The 14,627-nt window shown below is 55.1% G+C and carries 17 protein-coding genes and 1 riboswitch; of the genes, 10 read left to right on the forward strand and 7 right to left on the reverse strand.

All coding sequences use genetic code 11. The features are described from left to right. Window positions 1–7 precede the first annotated feature (7 nt). From metG to fghA, 7 genes are all read left to right on the forward strand, one after another. Complete coding sequence (gene metG / locus ATO67_RS00870; protein WP_067642981.1) at window positions 8–1,558, forward strand: methionine--tRNA ligase; 1,551 nt, start codon at window positions 8–10, stop codon at window positions 1,556–1,558. A 5-nt stretch (window positions 1,559–1,563) separates the two neighbouring features. After that, window positions 1,564–2,346: a TatD family hydrolase gene (locus tag ATO67_RS00875; RefSeq protein WP_067642984.1), complete on the forward strand. Its 783-nt coding sequence runs from the start codon at window positions 1,564–1,566 to the stop codon at window positions 2,344–2,346. 3 nt (window positions 2,347–2,349) lie between these two features. Beyond that, window positions 2,350–3,183, forward strand: a complete 834-nt coding sequence (locus ATO67_RS00880; protein ID WP_067642987.1) for an MBL fold metallo-hydrolase — start codon at window positions 2,350–2,352, stop codon at window positions 3,181–3,183. A 24-nt stretch (window positions 3,184–3,207) separates the two neighbouring features. Next, window positions 3,208–4,989, forward strand: coding sequence for a chloride channel protein (locus ATO67_RS00885; protein WP_082760109.1), 1,782 nt, complete (start codon window positions 3,208–3,210; stop codon window positions 4,987–4,989). Between the two features lie 243 nt (window positions 4,990–5,232). Then, a complete protein-coding gene (locus ATO67_RS00890; protein ID WP_067642989.1) occupies window positions 5,233–5,679 on the forward strand; it encodes a YaiI/YqxD family protein in 447 nt (148 codons plus the stop codon). Window positions 5,680–5,700: 21 nt separating this feature from the next. Continuing rightward, window positions 5,701–6,363, forward strand: coding sequence for a DUF1345 domain-containing protein (locus tag ATO67_RS00895; protein ID WP_067642992.1), 663 nt, complete (start codon window positions 5,701–5,703; stop codon window positions 6,361–6,363). Between the two features lie 28 nt (window positions 6,364–6,391). Continuing rightward, a complete protein-coding gene (gene fghA, locus ATO67_RS00900) occupies window positions 6,392–7,225 on the forward strand; it encodes an S-formylglutathione hydrolase (protein WP_067642995.1) in 834 nt (277 codons plus the stop codon). 130 nt (window positions 7,226–7,355) lie between these two features. On the opposite strand, the gene ATO67_RS00905 is transcribed toward fghA, so the two are convergent. The 5 genes from ATO67_RS00905 to crcB all read right to left on the reverse strand — a co-directional run bounded on the left by ATO67_RS00905 (window position 7,356) and on the right by crcB (window position 10,814). Then, a complete protein-coding gene (locus ATO67_RS00905) occupies window positions 7,356–7,847 on the reverse strand; it encodes a hypothetical protein (protein WP_067642998.1) in 492 nt (163 codons plus the stop codon). Between the two features lie 71 nt (window positions 7,848–7,918). Next, window positions 7,919–8,716 carry an ATP12 family chaperone protein gene (locus ATO67_RS00910; RefSeq protein ID WP_067643000.1) on the reverse strand — a complete coding sequence of 266 codons (798 nt, stop codon included), beginning with the start codon at window positions 8,714–8,716 and terminating at the stop codon, window positions 7,919–7,921. Between the two features lie 12 nt (window positions 8,717–8,728). Further along, a complete protein-coding gene (locus tag ATO67_RS00915) occupies window positions 8,729–9,385 on the reverse strand; it encodes an HAD-IA family hydrolase (RefSeq protein ID WP_067643003.1) in 657 nt (218 codons plus the stop codon). Further along, window positions 9,382–10,374 carry an RluA family pseudouridine synthase gene (locus tag ATO67_RS00920; RefSeq protein ID WP_067643006.1) on the reverse strand — a complete coding sequence of 331 codons (993 nt, stop codon included), beginning with the start codon at window positions 10,372–10,374 and terminating at the stop codon, window positions 9,382–9,384. Before ATO67_RS00920 ends, ATO67_RS00915 begins: the two co-directional genes overlap by 4 nt. Before the next feature lie 62 nt (window positions 10,375–10,436). Further along, window positions 10,437–10,814, reverse strand: coding sequence for a fluoride efflux transporter CrcB (crcB, locus tag ATO67_RS00925; RefSeq protein ID WP_067643009.1), 378 nt, complete (start codon window positions 10,812–10,814; stop codon window positions 10,437–10,439). A gap of 192 nt (window positions 10,815–11,006) precedes the next feature. Between crcB and ATO67_RS00930 the strand changes: the two genes are divergently transcribed. Next, on the forward strand, window positions 11,007–11,285 hold the full coding sequence (locus tag ATO67_RS00930; RefSeq protein WP_067643012.1) for a hypothetical protein: 279 nt from the start codon (window positions 11,007–11,009) through the stop codon (window positions 11,283–11,285). Window positions 11,286–11,312: 27 nt separating this feature from the next. On the opposite strand, the gene ATO67_RS00935 is transcribed toward ATO67_RS00930, so the two are convergent. Next, a complete protein-coding gene (locus ATO67_RS00935; RefSeq protein WP_067644171.1) occupies window positions 11,313–12,299 on the reverse strand; it encodes a copper chaperone PCu(A)C domain-containing protein in 987 nt (328 codons plus the stop codon). Window positions 12,300–12,385: 86 nt separating this feature from the next. Further along, window positions 12,386–12,775: a hypothetical protein gene (locus ATO67_RS00940; RefSeq protein ID WP_106404872.1), complete on the reverse strand. Its 390-nt coding sequence runs from the start codon at window positions 12,773–12,775 to the stop codon at window positions 12,386–12,388. A gap of 151 nt (window positions 12,776–12,926) precedes the next feature. Between ATO67_RS00940 and ATO67_RS00945 the strand changes: the two genes are divergently transcribed. After that, complete coding sequence (locus tag ATO67_RS00945) at window positions 12,927–13,112, forward strand: DUF3008 family protein (protein WP_067643018.1); 186 nt, start codon at window positions 12,927–12,929, stop codon at window positions 13,110–13,112. Window positions 13,113–13,240: 128 nt separating this feature from the next. Beyond that, a riboswitch (glycine riboswitch) is annotated at window positions 13,241–13,328 on the forward strand. 153 nt (window positions 13,329–13,481) lie between these two features. Then, on the forward strand, window positions 13,482–14,621 hold the full coding sequence (gcvT, locus tag ATO67_RS00950) for a glycine cleavage system aminomethyltransferase GcvT (RefSeq protein WP_067643021.1): 1,140 nt from the start codon (window positions 13,482–13,484) through the stop codon (window positions 14,619–14,621). Window positions 14,622–14,627: the final 6 nt, after the last annotated feature.

Here is a 14,627-nt window from a genome sequence, read left to right on the forward strand (position 1 = left end):
GAGCGTCATGACAGACAAGACACCTTTCTACATCACCACAGCGATTTCCTATCCCAACGGCAAGCCGCATATCGGCCACGCCTATGAGCTTATCGCAACGGATGCCATGGCGCGTTTCCAGCGTCTGGATGGAAAGGACGTCTTCTTCCTGACCGGTACCGACGAACATGGCCAGAAGATGCAGCAGACCGCACGCAACGAGGGCATTACGCCGGAAGAGTTGGCGCAGCGCAATTCCGACCAGTTTCGCGCAATGGGCAAGCTGCTTAACGCCTCCAATGACGATTTCATCCGCACCACGGAAGAGCGTCACCACGAGACGTCGCGCAGTATCTGGAAGATGATGGAAGCCCGAGGCGACATCTACAAGGACAGCTATGCGGGTTGGTATTCCGTACGTGATGAGGCATATTTTGCCGAAGAAGAAACGGAACTGCGCGCAGATGGTGTTCGCTATGGACCACAAGGCGCACCGGTCGAATGGGTCGAGGAAGAAAGCTATTTCTTCAAGCTGTCCGAATATCAGGACAAGCTGCTAAAGCTCTACGAAGAAAACCCCGATTTCATCGGCCCTGCAGAGCGCCGCAACGAAATTATGTCTTTCGTCAAATCCGGTCTGAGAAATCTCTCGGTTTCACGTACGACCTTCGATTGGGGCATCAAGGTTCCCAACGATCCGAAGCACGTCATGTATGTGTGGGTGGATGCTCTCACCAACTACATTACCGCGACAGGCTATATCGAAGACAAAAACGGTCCGCGTGCCAAATACTGGCCAGCAGATGTTCATATTATCGGCAAGGATATTATCCGCTTCCACGCGGTCTACTGGCCAGCCTTTCTGATGAGTGCCGGTCTGCCGCTGCCCAAGCGGGTCTACGCGCACGGCTTTCTGCTCAACAAGGGCGAGAAGATGTCGAAGTCTGTCGGTAACGTCGTTGATCCAGTCGATCTGGTGAACCATTTCGGGCTTGATCAGGTGCGTTATTTCTTCCTGCGTGAAGTCTCGTTTGGCCAGGATGGCAGCTACAGCGAAGATGGCATCGCCACGCGTATCAATGCCGACCTCGCAAACGGTATCGGTAACCTTGCCAGTCGCTCACTGTCCATGATCGTGAAGAACTGCGAAGGGCAGGTGCCAACACCCGGCGCTTACACCGATGAAGACAAGGCGATGCTTGCCGCCGCTGATGCTTTGCACACAACGTGCCGTGATGAGATGAGCAAGCAGATGATCCACAAGGCACTCGCTGCCATCATCGCCGTTGTTTCGGAAACCGACCGCTACTTTGCAGGCCAAGAGCCTTGGGCGCTGAAAAAGACGGACCCTGAGCGCATGGGAACCGTGCTTTATGTGACGGCGGAAGTCGTTCGCCAGATTGGCATTCTGCTTCAGCCATTCATGCCAGATTCTTGTGAAAAACTGCTCGACCTCGTCGCTGCACCTGCAGACAAGCGTGATTTCGCGGCGTTGGGCGAAGCCGGACGTCTGGTTCCCGGGACGCCGCTCGAAGCGCCGAAGCCGGTCTTCCCACGCTATGTAGCACCAGAGGCTTGAAGCCGATGCTCATCGATACGCATTGCCATCTGGATTTTGCCGATTTTGATGCGGAGCGCGATGATATCATCGCCCGCGCTCACGCATCCGGCGTTCGGCAGATGGTGACGATCTCCACCCGTGTTGCCCGCTTACCGGAACTGTTGAAGATTACAGAGAAATATCCCTCGGTTTTCTGCTCGGTCGGCACGCATCCCAACAACGCCGACGAAGAACTCGACATCACTGCTGACGATCTGGTGCGGCTGGCCAACAGCCATGAGAAGATCGTCGCGATCGGCGAGGCGGGTCTGGACTACTTCTACGATACGCAAAAGCCGGAAGACCAGAAAACCGGCCTGCGACGCCACATCGAGGCTGCGCGCATCACGCAGCTGCCGCTCGTCATTCACAGCCGCAGCGCCGATGACGACATGATTGCCATTTTGCGCGAGGAAAGCGGGAAGGGGACTTTCCCCTTCATTCTCCATTGCTTTTCCGCCGGACCGGAGTTGGCAAAAGTCGGGGTCGAGCTTGGTGGCTACGTTTCTTTCTCCGGTATTTTGACCTTTCCGAAGTCTCAGGACATCCGTGATATCGCCGCAACCGTGCCACTCGAGCGGTTGCTGGTGGAAACCGATGCTCCGTATCTTGCGCCCAAGCGTTGGCGCGGGAAACGTAACGAGCCATCATACGTCGTCAATACAGCGGACGTGTTGGCCGAGGTTCACGGCATTGCTTGTGAGCAAATGGCAGAAATCACTACCGAAAATGCCTTCCGCTGCTTTTCGAAAATGACGAAGGTGTAGGCTTTGGTACTCTATCGGCGCCGGTTCACGATACTCGGTTGCGGTTCATCGCCCGGCGTGCCGCGTATCAACGGCGACTGGGGCGCTTGTGATCCCGCCAATCCGAAGAACCAGCGCATGCGTGCCGCGTTCATGGTGCAACAATTGGCACCTGGCGGCGGTGTGACGACAGTCGTTATCGATACCGGGCCGGATCTGCGCGCTCAGTTAATTGCCGCAAAGGTCTCGCATATCGATGCCGTGCTCTATACGCATGCCCACGCTGATCATCTGCACGGGATCGATGATCTACGCGGCTACTTCATTTCAAGCCGGGAACGCATTCCCATTTACGCCGATCCGACGACAATGCAGCGTATTCGCGATGGTTTTCCCTATTGCCTCGAAACCCCGCAAGGCAGCAGCTATCCACCTATCGTCATATCGCACACGATTGACAACTTGAGCGCGGACGTGGCGATCAATGGTGCAGGTGGAATGATCCATTTCAAGCCGCATATGCAGCAGCATGGCGATACGCATTCTCTGGGTTTCCGCATCGGTAACGTCGGCTATTGCACCGATGTCAGCGACTTTCCACCGGAGACGGTATCAAAATTGGGTGGCCTCGATGTGTTGATCATCGATACGCTGCAATATCGCTATCACCCTAGCCACCTTTCGCTGGAGCAGTCTCTCACATGGATCGAAAAGCTTGCGCCTAAACGCGCGATCCTAACGCACATGCACACGCCTCTCGATTACGATACGGTGATGCGCGAAACACCCTCACATGTCGAGCCGGCATATGATCAGATGCAATTTGAATTTGAAGTCGAACTGGCTCACTCACTCTGATATTGCGAGGCACGGAGGTACATCATGGCGATCAATCCATTTCGTGCTCCCAGCATGTCCAGCTTTTTCGATAATATTCGCTCGACACGTCTGCGCGCAATCTTTCGGCGCGGAGAGCTGGCGCTGGTCGTTCTCGCGATTTTCGTGGGGATCGCTGCAGGCTTTTTCGTTGCATTGATCGGCGCGATAACCACAAAACTTCATGTTATGTTCTTCGGCGTCGAAAGGCTGAGCAGCAGCGATCTTTCTGGCTGGATCGTGCTCGCCGGTCCGCTGACAGGCGGCGTGATCCTCGGCATTGTCATTTTCGTTCTGTCGAAAACGCGAAAAAAGCCGATGATCGACCCCATCGAAGCCAATGCACTTCACGGCGGACGGCTGTCTCTTACAGACAGCATGATCGTTTGCCTGCAAAACATAATATCCAACGGGTTTGGCGCGTCAGTCGGGTTGGAAGCCGGCTACACCCAGGTGGCCAGTGGCGTTGCATCCAAGCTCGGCGTGAATTTGAAGCTGAGGCGAGGGGATATGCGCATCCTCGTCGGCTGCGGTGCCGCTGGCGCAATAGCCGCCGCATTCAATGCGCCTTTGACCGGTGCTTTCTACGCAATAGAGCTGATCATCGGCACCTACACCGTTGTCACGCTGGCACCCTTGATTGTATCTGCGCTGGTCGCGACTATCGTTGCAGGCTTGATGTCGCAGCACGGCCTCAGCATCGACATACTGGGTTCCAGCGTCGTCACGCCACCGGATTATGTACCTGCCATATTCCTCGGTGCCGTCTGTGCCGGCATCGGCATCGTGCTCATGCAGGCCGTGTCCTTCATTGAGGAAACGGCACGGAAAAGCAAAATTCCCATCTGGCTGAGGCCATCCATTGGCGGCATTGTGGTTGGTGCTCTGGCGCTCATTTCGCCCCAGGTTCTATCCAGTGGTCACGGCGCTTTACACCTCAACATCGATGCTGACATGACGATTGCGGGCCTTGCCGGTCTGTTCATCCTGAAAGCAGCGGCTAGTGCCATTTCTATCGGCTCCAGCTTCCGTGGCGGCCTGTTTTTCGCGTCGTTGTTCATGGGCTCGCTGCTTGGCAAAATCTTCGCTGTTTGCGCACCTTATATCGGCTACGGCGATACGCAGCCCATCGTCTATGCCGTTATTGGCATGAGCGCATTTGCAGCCGCCATCATCGGTGGACCTTTGACGATGACGTTTCTAGCGCTTGAACTGACAGGAGATTTTCAGATCACTGTCCTGGTTCTGGCAGCCGTTATGACGACATCGCTGGTGGTGCGAACGACGTTCGGCTACTCTTTTGCCACATGGCGCTTCCATCTGCGTGGCGAAAGCATCCGCAGCGCCCATGATATCGGCTGGATCCGCGACCTGACGGTCGGCAAGATGATGCGCGCAGACATCCGCAAAGAACCGGTTAGCATCGGCCTTGCGACTTTCAAGGAGAAATTTCCACTAGGCTCGACACAGCGGGTCATCATGACCCATGACGACGGGCGTTATGCGGGCATGATCATTGTCGCTGAAATCTACGCCGATCCGATGGAGCGAGACTCAACAAAGATCAGCCTTGAAACCTATTTGCGTTTCAAAACCGATGTGCTGTTGCCAACCATGAACGCCCGCCAAGCCGCAGCCTTGTTCGACGCGACAGAAAGCGAAGCATTGGCCGTCGTCAACGACAAAATCGAAAACAGGCCCATCGGACAGCTGACCGAAAGCCATACGTTGAGACGTTACAGCGAAGAACTCGACATCAGACGCCGGGAAGCATCAGGAGAGATATAAAACCGCTAGAACTTTTCGTTTTATCACTATGATATATCTGGTGTTACGGCCTGATAGAACGAGAGTTTGGTATGGATATTGATAACTGATTAGCATCAAAAAGTTCCATAATCTATCTTATGCGATCTTTATCTGTTTTCTGCTTTTCGAGTGAATGCGGATATACGTGGCAAATAGCTCTTGGGAATTGTTTGCAGTCCTTCTAAAAGCTAACCGAAGATTGAGCCGAAGAAGAAGTGCCTTATGCCGCAGATTTATGTTGATGCTGATGCGTGTCCGGTAAAGCCGGAGATTTTGAAGGTTGCTGAACGGCACGGGCTTGAGGTTACGTTTGTTGCCAATTCCGGTCTGCGGCCTTCCCGCGACCCGATGGTCAAGAATGTCATCGTTTCCAACTCTTTCGACGCCGCTGACGACTGGATTGCGGAGCGTGCTGCGCATGACGATATCGTCATTACCGCCGACGTGCCTCTGGCGGGACGCTGCGTTGCCAATGGTGCGCAGGTGACCGGCCCTACGGGTCGCATCTTCGATAAGACCAATATCGGCATGGCAACTGCGATGCGTGATTTGGGCGCACATTTGCGCGAAACCGGTGAAAGTAAGGGGTACAATGCGGCCTTCTCTCCTCGCGATCGCTCCCAGTTTCTTGAAACGCTTGACCGCCTCTGCCGTCGCGTCAAAAAATAGCCAACGCTTTGGAGGCGGATTATGAAAGCAACGCAGTCTCGGGTCAGTAATTTTTACCGTCATCAACCATTTCTGATCGCTCTTGCCCTGGCCTTTGTGGTGCTGCTCGCTTCACTCATCTTCACACCGTCTCTGGCGGTCGAGGGCGCGGCAATTGCGTTCTTTCTGACCTACCTCGTGATCATCCTTTTTCGCCTTCCTCGCCTCACCGCCGCGCACTTGAAAGCGCATGCCGATAGCGACGACCTGCCCGCAATCGCCATCATCGCCATCACGTTTCTGGCCGTGGGTGTATCAGTCGCATCCCTGTTCAGCGCGCTCAACCACACGACAGGTGAAACGGTCTGGACGCTGAGTCTGGCTTTCATGTCGGTCGTTTTTGGCTGGTTGACGATCCACACGATGACCGCGATGCATTATGCCCATGTCTTCTGGCGGCCTTCTAAAACCAAAGGGAAACAACAGACACGTGGCGGCATGGATTTTCCCGATACGGGGGAACCAGGTGTCTACGAATTTCTCTATTTCGCGATCGTAATTGGCATGACGGCGCAAACGTCCGATGTCGCCGTTACCACGACATCGATGCGAAAAGTCGTGCTTTTACATTCCATCGTCTCTTTCTTCTTCAACACAGTGTTGGTTGCCGCTGCGGTCAACGCCGCTGTGTCGCTTGCAGGTTAAGCTGCGCTTATAAAACAAGGAATGCACCATGAAAATCATCTCCCAGAATTCCTCCTTTGGTGGCATGCAGAGTGTTTTTTCCCATGATTCTGATGTCAATAAATGTGAGATGACATTTGCGGTTTATGTTCCGCCTAAAGCGATACAGGAGCCCTGCCCGGTCGTCTGGTATCTCTCTGGCCTGACCTGCACCCATGCCAACGTCATGGACAAGGGTGAGTATCGTCGTATGGCGTCGCAGCTTGGCTTGATCGTGGTTTGCCCTGATACCAGTCCGCGCGGTAATGACGTGCCCGATGAGCTTACGAACTGGCAGATGGGCAAGGGCGCGGGCTTTTATCTGAATGCGACAGAGACACCATGGTCCGACCATTACCAGATGTATGACTATGTTGTAGATGAACTCCCTGCCCTCGTTTCAGAACAGTTCCGGGTCGATATGAGCCGTCAGGGAATTTTCGGCCACTCCATGGGCGGACACGGCGCCATGACGATTGCGCTGAAAAACCCGGACCGCTTCAAAAGCTGCTCGGCCTTCGCCCCGATCGTGGCGCCCTCCTCTGCCGACTGGTCGCAACCGGCGTTCGAGAAATACCTTGGTGCCGACGAAGCCGCATGGCGTCAATACGATGCCTGCGCGCTGGTGGAAGATGGCGCGCGCTTCGCCGAGTTCCTGATCGATCAAGGCAAGGCCGATAATTTTCTCGAAAAAGGCCTGCGTCCCTGGCTTTTCGAAGAAGCCGTCAAGAGAACTGAAATCGACCTGACGCTGCGCATGCATGAGCGTTACGACCACTCCTACTACTTCATCTCGACATTCATGGATGACCACCTGAAGTGGCATGCGGAGCGTCTTGGCTAACGCTCTAGCTTGCAACCCCGTTTATTCCGGTTTGCGGTGTTCCAACCGCAAGCTCTGGCGCATCGGGGCGACTGCGGTCGATAACCAACGGTCAGAAAATCACGTTCTAACCAAAAAAGGTGACGGTGAATTAAAACCTGCCGGGAAACAAGGCTGTCGCCAAAGTGGCAGGACGGTTGAGCCTAAATTCTGCGATCACGCGCTCAGCAATACCGTAAGCTAACTCCTGTTCTATGGAGGCTTTATCCATGCCGAGAATGGTAGCCCTGAATTTTGCCTCCGCAACCACCTCGCCCGTCTGGACCGCCGCGGCTCGTACTACCACGCGGGCCGACGCCCTACCGCCAAAAATGAACGAGCCCTTGGTGACAGATAAAAGACGAATCGTCAGAACCACCCTTGGACGTGTTCTGTCGCGGGTGGTCGATTTGATGGCATTCGACATTTGATATTGAACGGACTGCATCAGTTCGGCGGAAATATCCGGCCTTGCTGCGACGAATGCGCCACGCACGTCATACAGCAACCTTTCGCCTTCGCTCGTCTCAGGCTCCAGCCTGAAAGACATGAGCGACAAAGATGCCAGCAAAACGATGCCAAGGCGCTTCAGCGACAGGTGCATGATAGACGCCTCCCCTTACGTCAGGATATGCGTCCATACTCCTCATTTACGGTTAGAAAAGCGTTAAAGCGTCACGCTTTATCAACTCTGGCTGCGCGTAAAACATCAACAGCAGCCCGCATTTCCACCAGCCGTTTGGCGCGTCTGATCTGCGCATCCTCGTCTTCGCCCCACTGCTCCGCAGTCCAGTCTTCGTCGATATGCGCCAAGGCCCAGACTTCCTCCAGCGAGCGTTCGCCTTCCGCCAAGGCGACCGCCAGGATAGCCGATCCGGTCAGCGACGTCATGGTGTGAAGGGCGGCAAGCTCAATCGCCGTATCATATTTTTGCAGTGTTACGGCAAAGGCGGCAATCGCTTCGCGCGGCTGCTCCTGGTGCATGACGCCTTCGACCAGAATGAAGCGAGCGCCAAGTGAGTACGCGGCCCAGTCGATGACAGGGTCCCAATGCTCCGACTGACGCGCCACGAGCGCCTCCGGGTCCGCCGCCCGATAACACAAAAGATCGCTGGAAGAAAAACGCAGGATGTCTTCAAACACGGCCTGAGTATCAACGGCTATGCCATCGATTGCCGTGTTGATGTGGCGGGAGACGGGCATGATCGTCGGATCTATGACATCCGCCTGTGCGTCCCACTCGTCGCGCAGCAATTGCGCAAGTGCTCGCGTGGGCACCGTCAACGGGCTCTTCGCAGGCGTGCGCAAAGTCTTACCGTCGAGCAGAACGTTGAATGCGCCCTCTTCCGTCTCACCCACTGCCACGTCCTTATAGAATCGCTTCGGCAAAGGTTTCTGCATCTGGATTTGCGAACGACGGATGGGATCGGGGTGGCTGAGACCTTCGGTCAGATCATTCAACAGGTCACGCATGATACGTCCTTATCAGCCCGGAATGTGACCGGGAATTTCACTTGGATGGTTCACGATGGCATCGGCGCCCGCTTTCCACAGGTCATCCACGGAAGCATAGCCCCACGCCACGCCGATAGCCTTGGCACCAGCCGCCTTCGCCATCTGCATATCGTAAGTAGCATCGCCGATCACAATGGTATCGGCCGGAACGATGCCGGTCTGGCTGCAACATTCCGTCACCATGGCTGGATGCGGCTTGGAAGGGCAGTCGTCGGCCGTGCGCGATACGATGAAATGTTGGCGGAACCCGTGTGTATCCATGATGAGATCAAGCCCGCGACGGGATTTTCCTGTCACGGCACCCATCAACAGTTCTTCGCGCTTTGCCAACGTCTCGATCATAGCCCGAATACCATCGAAAACGGGTTCCTGAAAACCGGCCTCTGCGCGGGTTTGCGCATATATGGACTTGTAGTGCCCCGTCATCGCCACAGCTTCATCGTCCACATGCGGTTTGCCCTGCATGCGGGCAATGGCGATATCGAGCGTCAGGCCGATGATCGATTTGGTCAGCGACACGTCCGGTCGATCATAACCGAAATGAACGAAGGTACGCGCCATGACCTCATGAATGAGGCCGACGCTGTCCACCAGCGTGCCATCGCAATCGAACAGGACAAGCTTCATTCGTCGTCCCTGTCACCATCTGCAACATCAAGGCCGAGCAGATTCCAGGTCTGCACCATATGCGGTGGCAGCGGCGCTGTAACACGCAGGCGCCCGCCGGATGGGTGCGGAATGTCGATGCGACGTGCATGCAGATGCAGGCGTTTCTGGACGCCGCCAGGGAAATCCCAGTTGCTGTCCTCGACGTAATATTTCGGATCGCCGATAATCGGATGGCCCATATGCAGAGCATGAACGCGGAGCTGGTGCGTGCGGCCGGTGTAAGGCTCCATTTCCAGCCATGCCAGGTTTTGCGCAGCGGTATCGATAACGCGGTAATAGGATATGGCGTGGTCGGCGCCCTCTTCACCGTGCTTGGCAATGCGCATGCGGTCGCCATCCGGTGTCTGTTCCTTGACGAGCCATGACGACAGCTTGTCCTGATGCTTACGCGGCACGCCTTTCACCAGAGACCAATAGGTCTTCTTGGTGTCGCGTTCACGAAACGCAGCCGTCAGCTTTTGTGCTGCACCCCTGGTGCGGGCAACGACGAGAACGCCCGACGTATCGCGGTCGATACGGTGAACGAGGCGCGGCTTTTCGCCCTTCGAACTCGTCCATGCTTCCAGAAGGCCATCGATATGACGATTGATGCCGGAGCCGCCCTGCACTGCAATGCCAGCCGGTTTATTGAAAACGAAGACCTTTTCGTCTTCATGTAAAAGCATACGCTTCAAAAGATCGACATCGTCGGAATTCTTGAGGTCTGTCGAGCTGATCGGTCCACCCTTGACCTTGCTGTCGACATCCAGCGGCGGCACCCGAACCATCTGTCCGGCTTCAACGCGCGCATCCGTTTTCACCCGGCCGCCATCGACCCGAACCTGCCCGGAACGCATCAGCTTTTGCAGCGGTCCGAAGCCGAGACCCGGATAGTGAATCTTGAACCAGCGATCGAGACGCATCCCGCCTTCTTCGGCCTCTACCTTGATGTGCTCGATACCAGCCATGGCAATTCCAGTCTTTCTTTTCTCAACTCCGCATCGTCAGTGTGCGGTATTTTCCGTTGCCTTTAGAACAAAGCGCGGCCCAAGGCCAGCCCGGCGAAGACCGCAGCGAAAGAAACGACCAGACTGCCGGCGAGATAAAGCGCCGAAAGTCCCAAATCTCCCCGTTCGAACAGCACCACCGCGTCCAGCGTGAAGGACGACCATGTTGTGAAACCGCCGAGGATGCCAGTGACCAGAAAGACCCGCATTTCTATGGAGGCTTCAAACCGGCGCGCAATGACTTCTACAGTCAGCCCGATCAGAAAGGCACCGATGACGTTCACCGTCAATGTACCCCATGGAAAGCCGGGTCCGGCAAGACGCATACTCCAAACCCCAACAAGATACCGAGCAACCGAACCGATTGCACCACCCAGGGCGACAAGTGCGATATTCAGCATGAGGCTACTCCCGTTGTTATGCTTTTCTCTACGATAAAGCGGAGGAAAGAGAAATTCCCGCCTATACAGGCTTCGGTAAAAAATCCATTTTTTTATTCATTAAAATTCAGCTCAATTGCAACCCTTGGATTTAATTGAGAATAAATTCACCAATGATAACGTAATTCAATTCAGGATTAGGAGGGTGATCGTATGGTGCAAATTTTGTCAGTTTCAGCGACCACCGCTGGCTATGTTTCTGACAGCATCAAGTCCGTGCAGCGCCCCTCCAGAAAAAACGAGGTCGAGCAAGCCGCGCGTGAGCTTGCTCGTAAAACAAGTCGGAGTGAAGAAACGCAAGTGGATGCTGCCTCGACCGTCGTTAGACAGCCCGCAATATCGCTTCATTTCCTGACAGCTGGAAAACATCAGAATCCGCAGGCTACTCTGGAAGAGGTCATAGAAGCCTATGAGGAAAACAAAACCGCCTGATCACAAACGATCAGGCGGCCGGATTTTTTAGTTATGGTTATGCATCTGATCCGCGCCCTTTGCAGATCCGACCTCGATGACAACATCGACCTTGCCAGCCTTTTCGAAGGTCAGCGTCACAGGCACCTTGTCACCCTCAGCAAATGGCTTCTTCACATTGAAGAACATGAAGTGCAAACCGCCCGGCGTCAGTTCGATGGTCTTGCCAGCGGGAATGACGATACCGTCATCCAGCTTTCTCATCTTCATCACGTCCTTGACCACGGCCATCTCATGGATTTCGGCTCGACCGGCGGCGGGCGTTTCTACCGAAACAAGGCGGTCGTCCGATGAACCGTTGTTTTTGATCGTAACGAAGCCGCCACCCACCGGCTGTCCAGGCAGCATGGCTTTCGCGGCTGCACCCGAAAGCTCCAGATCTCCCGCCTTCACCGTATCTGCCATGTGGTTGGCAGCGCCGTGATCATGATCGTGCTCGCCGCCATTGTTCTGTTTTGCAAGGACCTTGATCGTGGGCGCAGGATTATCGAGAGAATGCGGGTCCTGACCATTTTCTGCAATTTGATCCCAGATAGCTGTCGCCTTGTCTCCGCACAATTGCGTCACTTTGAACGACAGATTTGTGTTTGCCGCGATGCCTGAGATTTTGCCCTGCACGTTGAAGGTGTCGTAAAAAGCATCCGGCAGGTCACCACCCTTCCAACGAATTTCCACTGGTCCGCTTTTTACGTCCGCGCCGTGGTTCTTATAGGCTTTCTGATAATCGCCCTGGATGATTTCGAGGTCCCATCCTGCCTTTGGCTGTGGCTTCGCTGAGATAAACCCTTCAGGCAGCACCATCCGCACCTCGGTAGTGGCAAGCCCACCTTCGCAGCCATGTGGCACCTGAAGCGCTGCGACAATGGTGCTTTCCTGTTCAGCCGTTGGGTTGACGAAACTGGTATGGGCAAACGCCGGAATGCTGGAGACAGACGCCAGCAAAGTGGCGCAAAGGGTGATTTTGCGAATATTCATTTTGAAATCCTCTCGACTGCGGCGCATCGGCATCATCAGTCGTCTGTGCCGCTAAAGGCGGCTAACTTAACGCGGGCTCGTCCTGATCAATTGAAAATGGGTGGCGCGCGTGCCTTCGGTCGTTGATGATCGAAATCCAGCGCAGAAGCCAGATAGAGCGGCGGGCGGTTGACGAGCCAGGCGAAATGCGCCCTCGCCCAGGAAGTCGTATCCGGCGTAGGCAGAAGAATTGACGCTGCCAAAAGACAGGCTTCGCAAAACAGCGATGTTTTGCCGGAATGATCCGTCGTCTTGCCGTTCTCGTGGATAATCTGCACGCCCGCATGACCTTCGCAAATTTCGGCGAAACTGCCATCAGGAAGGCGATACGCTTCATCAAGTAGAGATACGGGCGCAGCCATTGCTGCGACGGGCTTGTGTGCAAAACCGAGAGACAGCATCAGCACAGCGCAAAAGATGCGTGTGAAATATGCCAAATCTGCTGATCGACTGTTGATGGAAGCCCTCATGCAACGAAGCGATATCTTGGATTGGAAGGTAAATCAAAGTGGATTTTCAGCCGCGAGGAACCTGCGCATCCAAAAATCATTCTTGTCGATATAACTAAATTTCGAGGAGATTCTCCCAATGCCCGCGAAATCCAAGGCCCAACAGAAAGCTGCTGGTGCAGCACTGGCCGCTAAACGTGGCGACATGCCTACAAAACGTTTACAAGGCGCTTCAAAAAGCATGGCTAAGTCCATGACAGAAAAAGAACTTGAAGAGTTTGCTTCTACGAAACGCGATAATCTGCTGGATAAGAAAAGTGGATGAGTTTAAGCGCATCGTCACCTGAGCATCAAAACTGCACTCGACAAGCGCGATGACGCAAGCTGAACAAAAAACTGTTTAGATGCGTCATTTGGTCCTTGCCAAGAAACTGGCTTAGCAGATATTAAACTTTCATCCCGCTGGGAGACACCGCCTCACGGCGGGGCCGAAGGAGCAACCGCCCCGGAAACTCTCAGGCAAAAGGACCAGCGGACGAGGACGGAACTCTGGAGAGAAGCCACCTGCGTAAGGACGGCTCGCCGAAGGGATAACAATCTCAGGCGACAAGGACAGAGGGGGCTCTTGAACCCGGCGCTTTAGACAGTGTCATGACATGAGCCCGCGCGACATCGCGCAAACCTGGAGGCGTCCTTGGCCGATACAGCCGAGTTACAAGTCACCCCACTTCATTCTCTGCACGTGTCCCTTGGTGCCCGCATGGTTCCATTCGCAGGCTACGACATGCCGGTGCAGTACCCTGCAGGCGTGATGAAAGAGCATGTGCAGACGCGCATATCCGCTGGCCTGTTCGACGTTTCCCACATGGGCCAAGTCCTTGTGAAGGCGAAGTCCGGTAAGATCGAAGACGCAGCAATTGCGCTAGAAACACTTGTTCCTGTGGATATTCTCGGCCTTAAGGAAGGTCGTCAGCGTTACGGCTTCTTCACGGATCAGAATGGCTGCATTCTGGATGATCTGATGATCACCAATCGCGGAGATCACCTCTTCGTGGTCGTCAACGCCGCCTGCAAGGATGCAGATCTGGCGCATATGAAGGCGCATCTATCCGATAGCTGCTATGTCACGCTGCTTGAAGATCGCGCTTTGATCGCCCTTCAGGGTCCCCGCGCCGAGGCCGTTCTGGCGGAACTCTGGGCTGGTGTTTCGGCCATGAAGTTCATGGATGTCCGAGACGTGCCGTTGCACGACGTTCCCTGCATTGTCTCCCGTTCCGGCTATTCCGGCGAAGACGGCTTTGAGATTTCCGTCCCGGCCGCTAAGGCACAAGAGGTTGCCAAGGCGTTGCTGGAGCACCCAGACTGCGAAGCTATCGGTCTTGGCGCACGTGACAGCCTGCGTCTCGAGGCGGGATTGTGCCTCTATGGCAATGACATCGACACAACGACCTCCCCAATCGAGGCATCGCTTGAATGGGCAATCCAGAAAGCACGCCGCACCGGCGGTGATCGTGAAGGCGGTTTTCCGGGTGCCGAGCGCATTCTGGGTGAGCTTGCCAACGGAGCCACGCGTCGCCGCGTTGGCCTGAAGCCGGAAGGCAAAGCCCCGGTTCGCGGCCACGCCAAGCTGTTTGCAGATGCCGAAGGCAAGACCGAGATTGGCGAAGTCACGTCAGGCGGTTTTGGTCCAACTGTCGAGGGCCCCGTCGCCATGGGTTACGTACCGAAAGAATTCGCAACGCCCGGCACGACAATTTTCGCGGAAGTCCGTGGAAAATACCTGCCAATCGCCGTTGCTGCCCTGCCCTTTATAACTCCCACTTACAAACGCTAATTTCCG

It is taken from the genome of Agrobacterium bohemicum, assembly GCF_001562555.1.
GTDB lineage: Bacteria > Pseudomonadota > Alphaproteobacteria > Rhizobiales > Rhizobiaceae > Agrobacterium > Agrobacterium bohemicum.

Excerpts from the sequence above, each read along its gene's own strand:
- metG (WP_067642981.1), top strand. The coding sequence starts at position 8 with ATGACAGACAAGACACCTTTCTACATCACCACAGCGATTTCCTATCCC.
- ATO67_RS00875 (WP_067642984.1), top strand. The coding sequence starts at position 1,564 with ATGCTCATCGATACGCATTGCCATCTGGATTTTGCCGATTTTGATGCG.
- ATO67_RS00885 (WP_082760109.1), top strand. The coding sequence starts at position 3,208 with ATGGCGATCAATCCATTTCGTGCTCCCAGCATGTCCAGCTTTTTCGAT.
- ATO67_RS00890 (WP_067642989.1), top strand. The coding sequence starts at position 5,233 with ATGCCGCAGATTTATGTTGATGCTGATGCGTGTCCGGTAAAGCCGGAG.
- ATO67_RS00895 (WP_067642992.1), top strand. The coding sequence starts at position 5,701 with ATGAAAGCAACGCAGTCTCGGGTCAGTAATTTTTACCGTCATCAACCA.
- fghA (WP_067642995.1), top strand. The coding sequence starts at position 6,392 with ATGAAAATCATCTCCCAGAATTCCTCCTTTGGTGGCATGCAGAGTGTT.
- ATO67_RS00905 (WP_067642998.1), bottom strand. The coding sequence starts at position 7,847 with ATGCACCTGTCGCTGAAGCGCCTTGGCATCGTTTTGCTGGCATCTTTG.
- ATO67_RS00910 (WP_067643000.1), bottom strand. The coding sequence starts at position 8,716 with ATGCGTGACCTGTTGAATGATCTGACCGAAGGTCTCAGCCACCCCGAT.
- ATO67_RS00915 (WP_067643003.1), bottom strand. The coding sequence starts at position 9,385 with ATGAAGCTTGTCCTGTTCGATTGCGATGGCACGCTGGTGGACAGCGTC.
- ATO67_RS00920 (WP_067643006.1), bottom strand. The coding sequence starts at position 10,374 with ATGGCTGGTATCGAGCACATCAAGGTAGAGGCCGAAGAAGGCGGGATG.
- crcB (WP_067643009.1), bottom strand. The coding sequence starts at position 10,814 with ATGCTGAATATCGCACTTGTCGCCCTGGGTGGTGCAATCGGTTCGGTT.
- ATO67_RS00930 (WP_067643012.1), top strand. The coding sequence starts at position 11,007 with ATGGTGCAAATTTTGTCAGTTTCAGCGACCACCGCTGGCTATGTTTCT.
- ATO67_RS00935 (WP_067644171.1), bottom strand. The coding sequence starts at position 12,299 with ATGAATATTCGCAAAATCACCCTTTGCGCCACTTTGCTGGCGTCTGTC.
- ATO67_RS00945 (WP_067643018.1), top strand. The coding sequence starts at position 12,927 with ATGCCCGCGAAATCCAAGGCCCAACAGAAAGCTGCTGGTGCAGCACTG.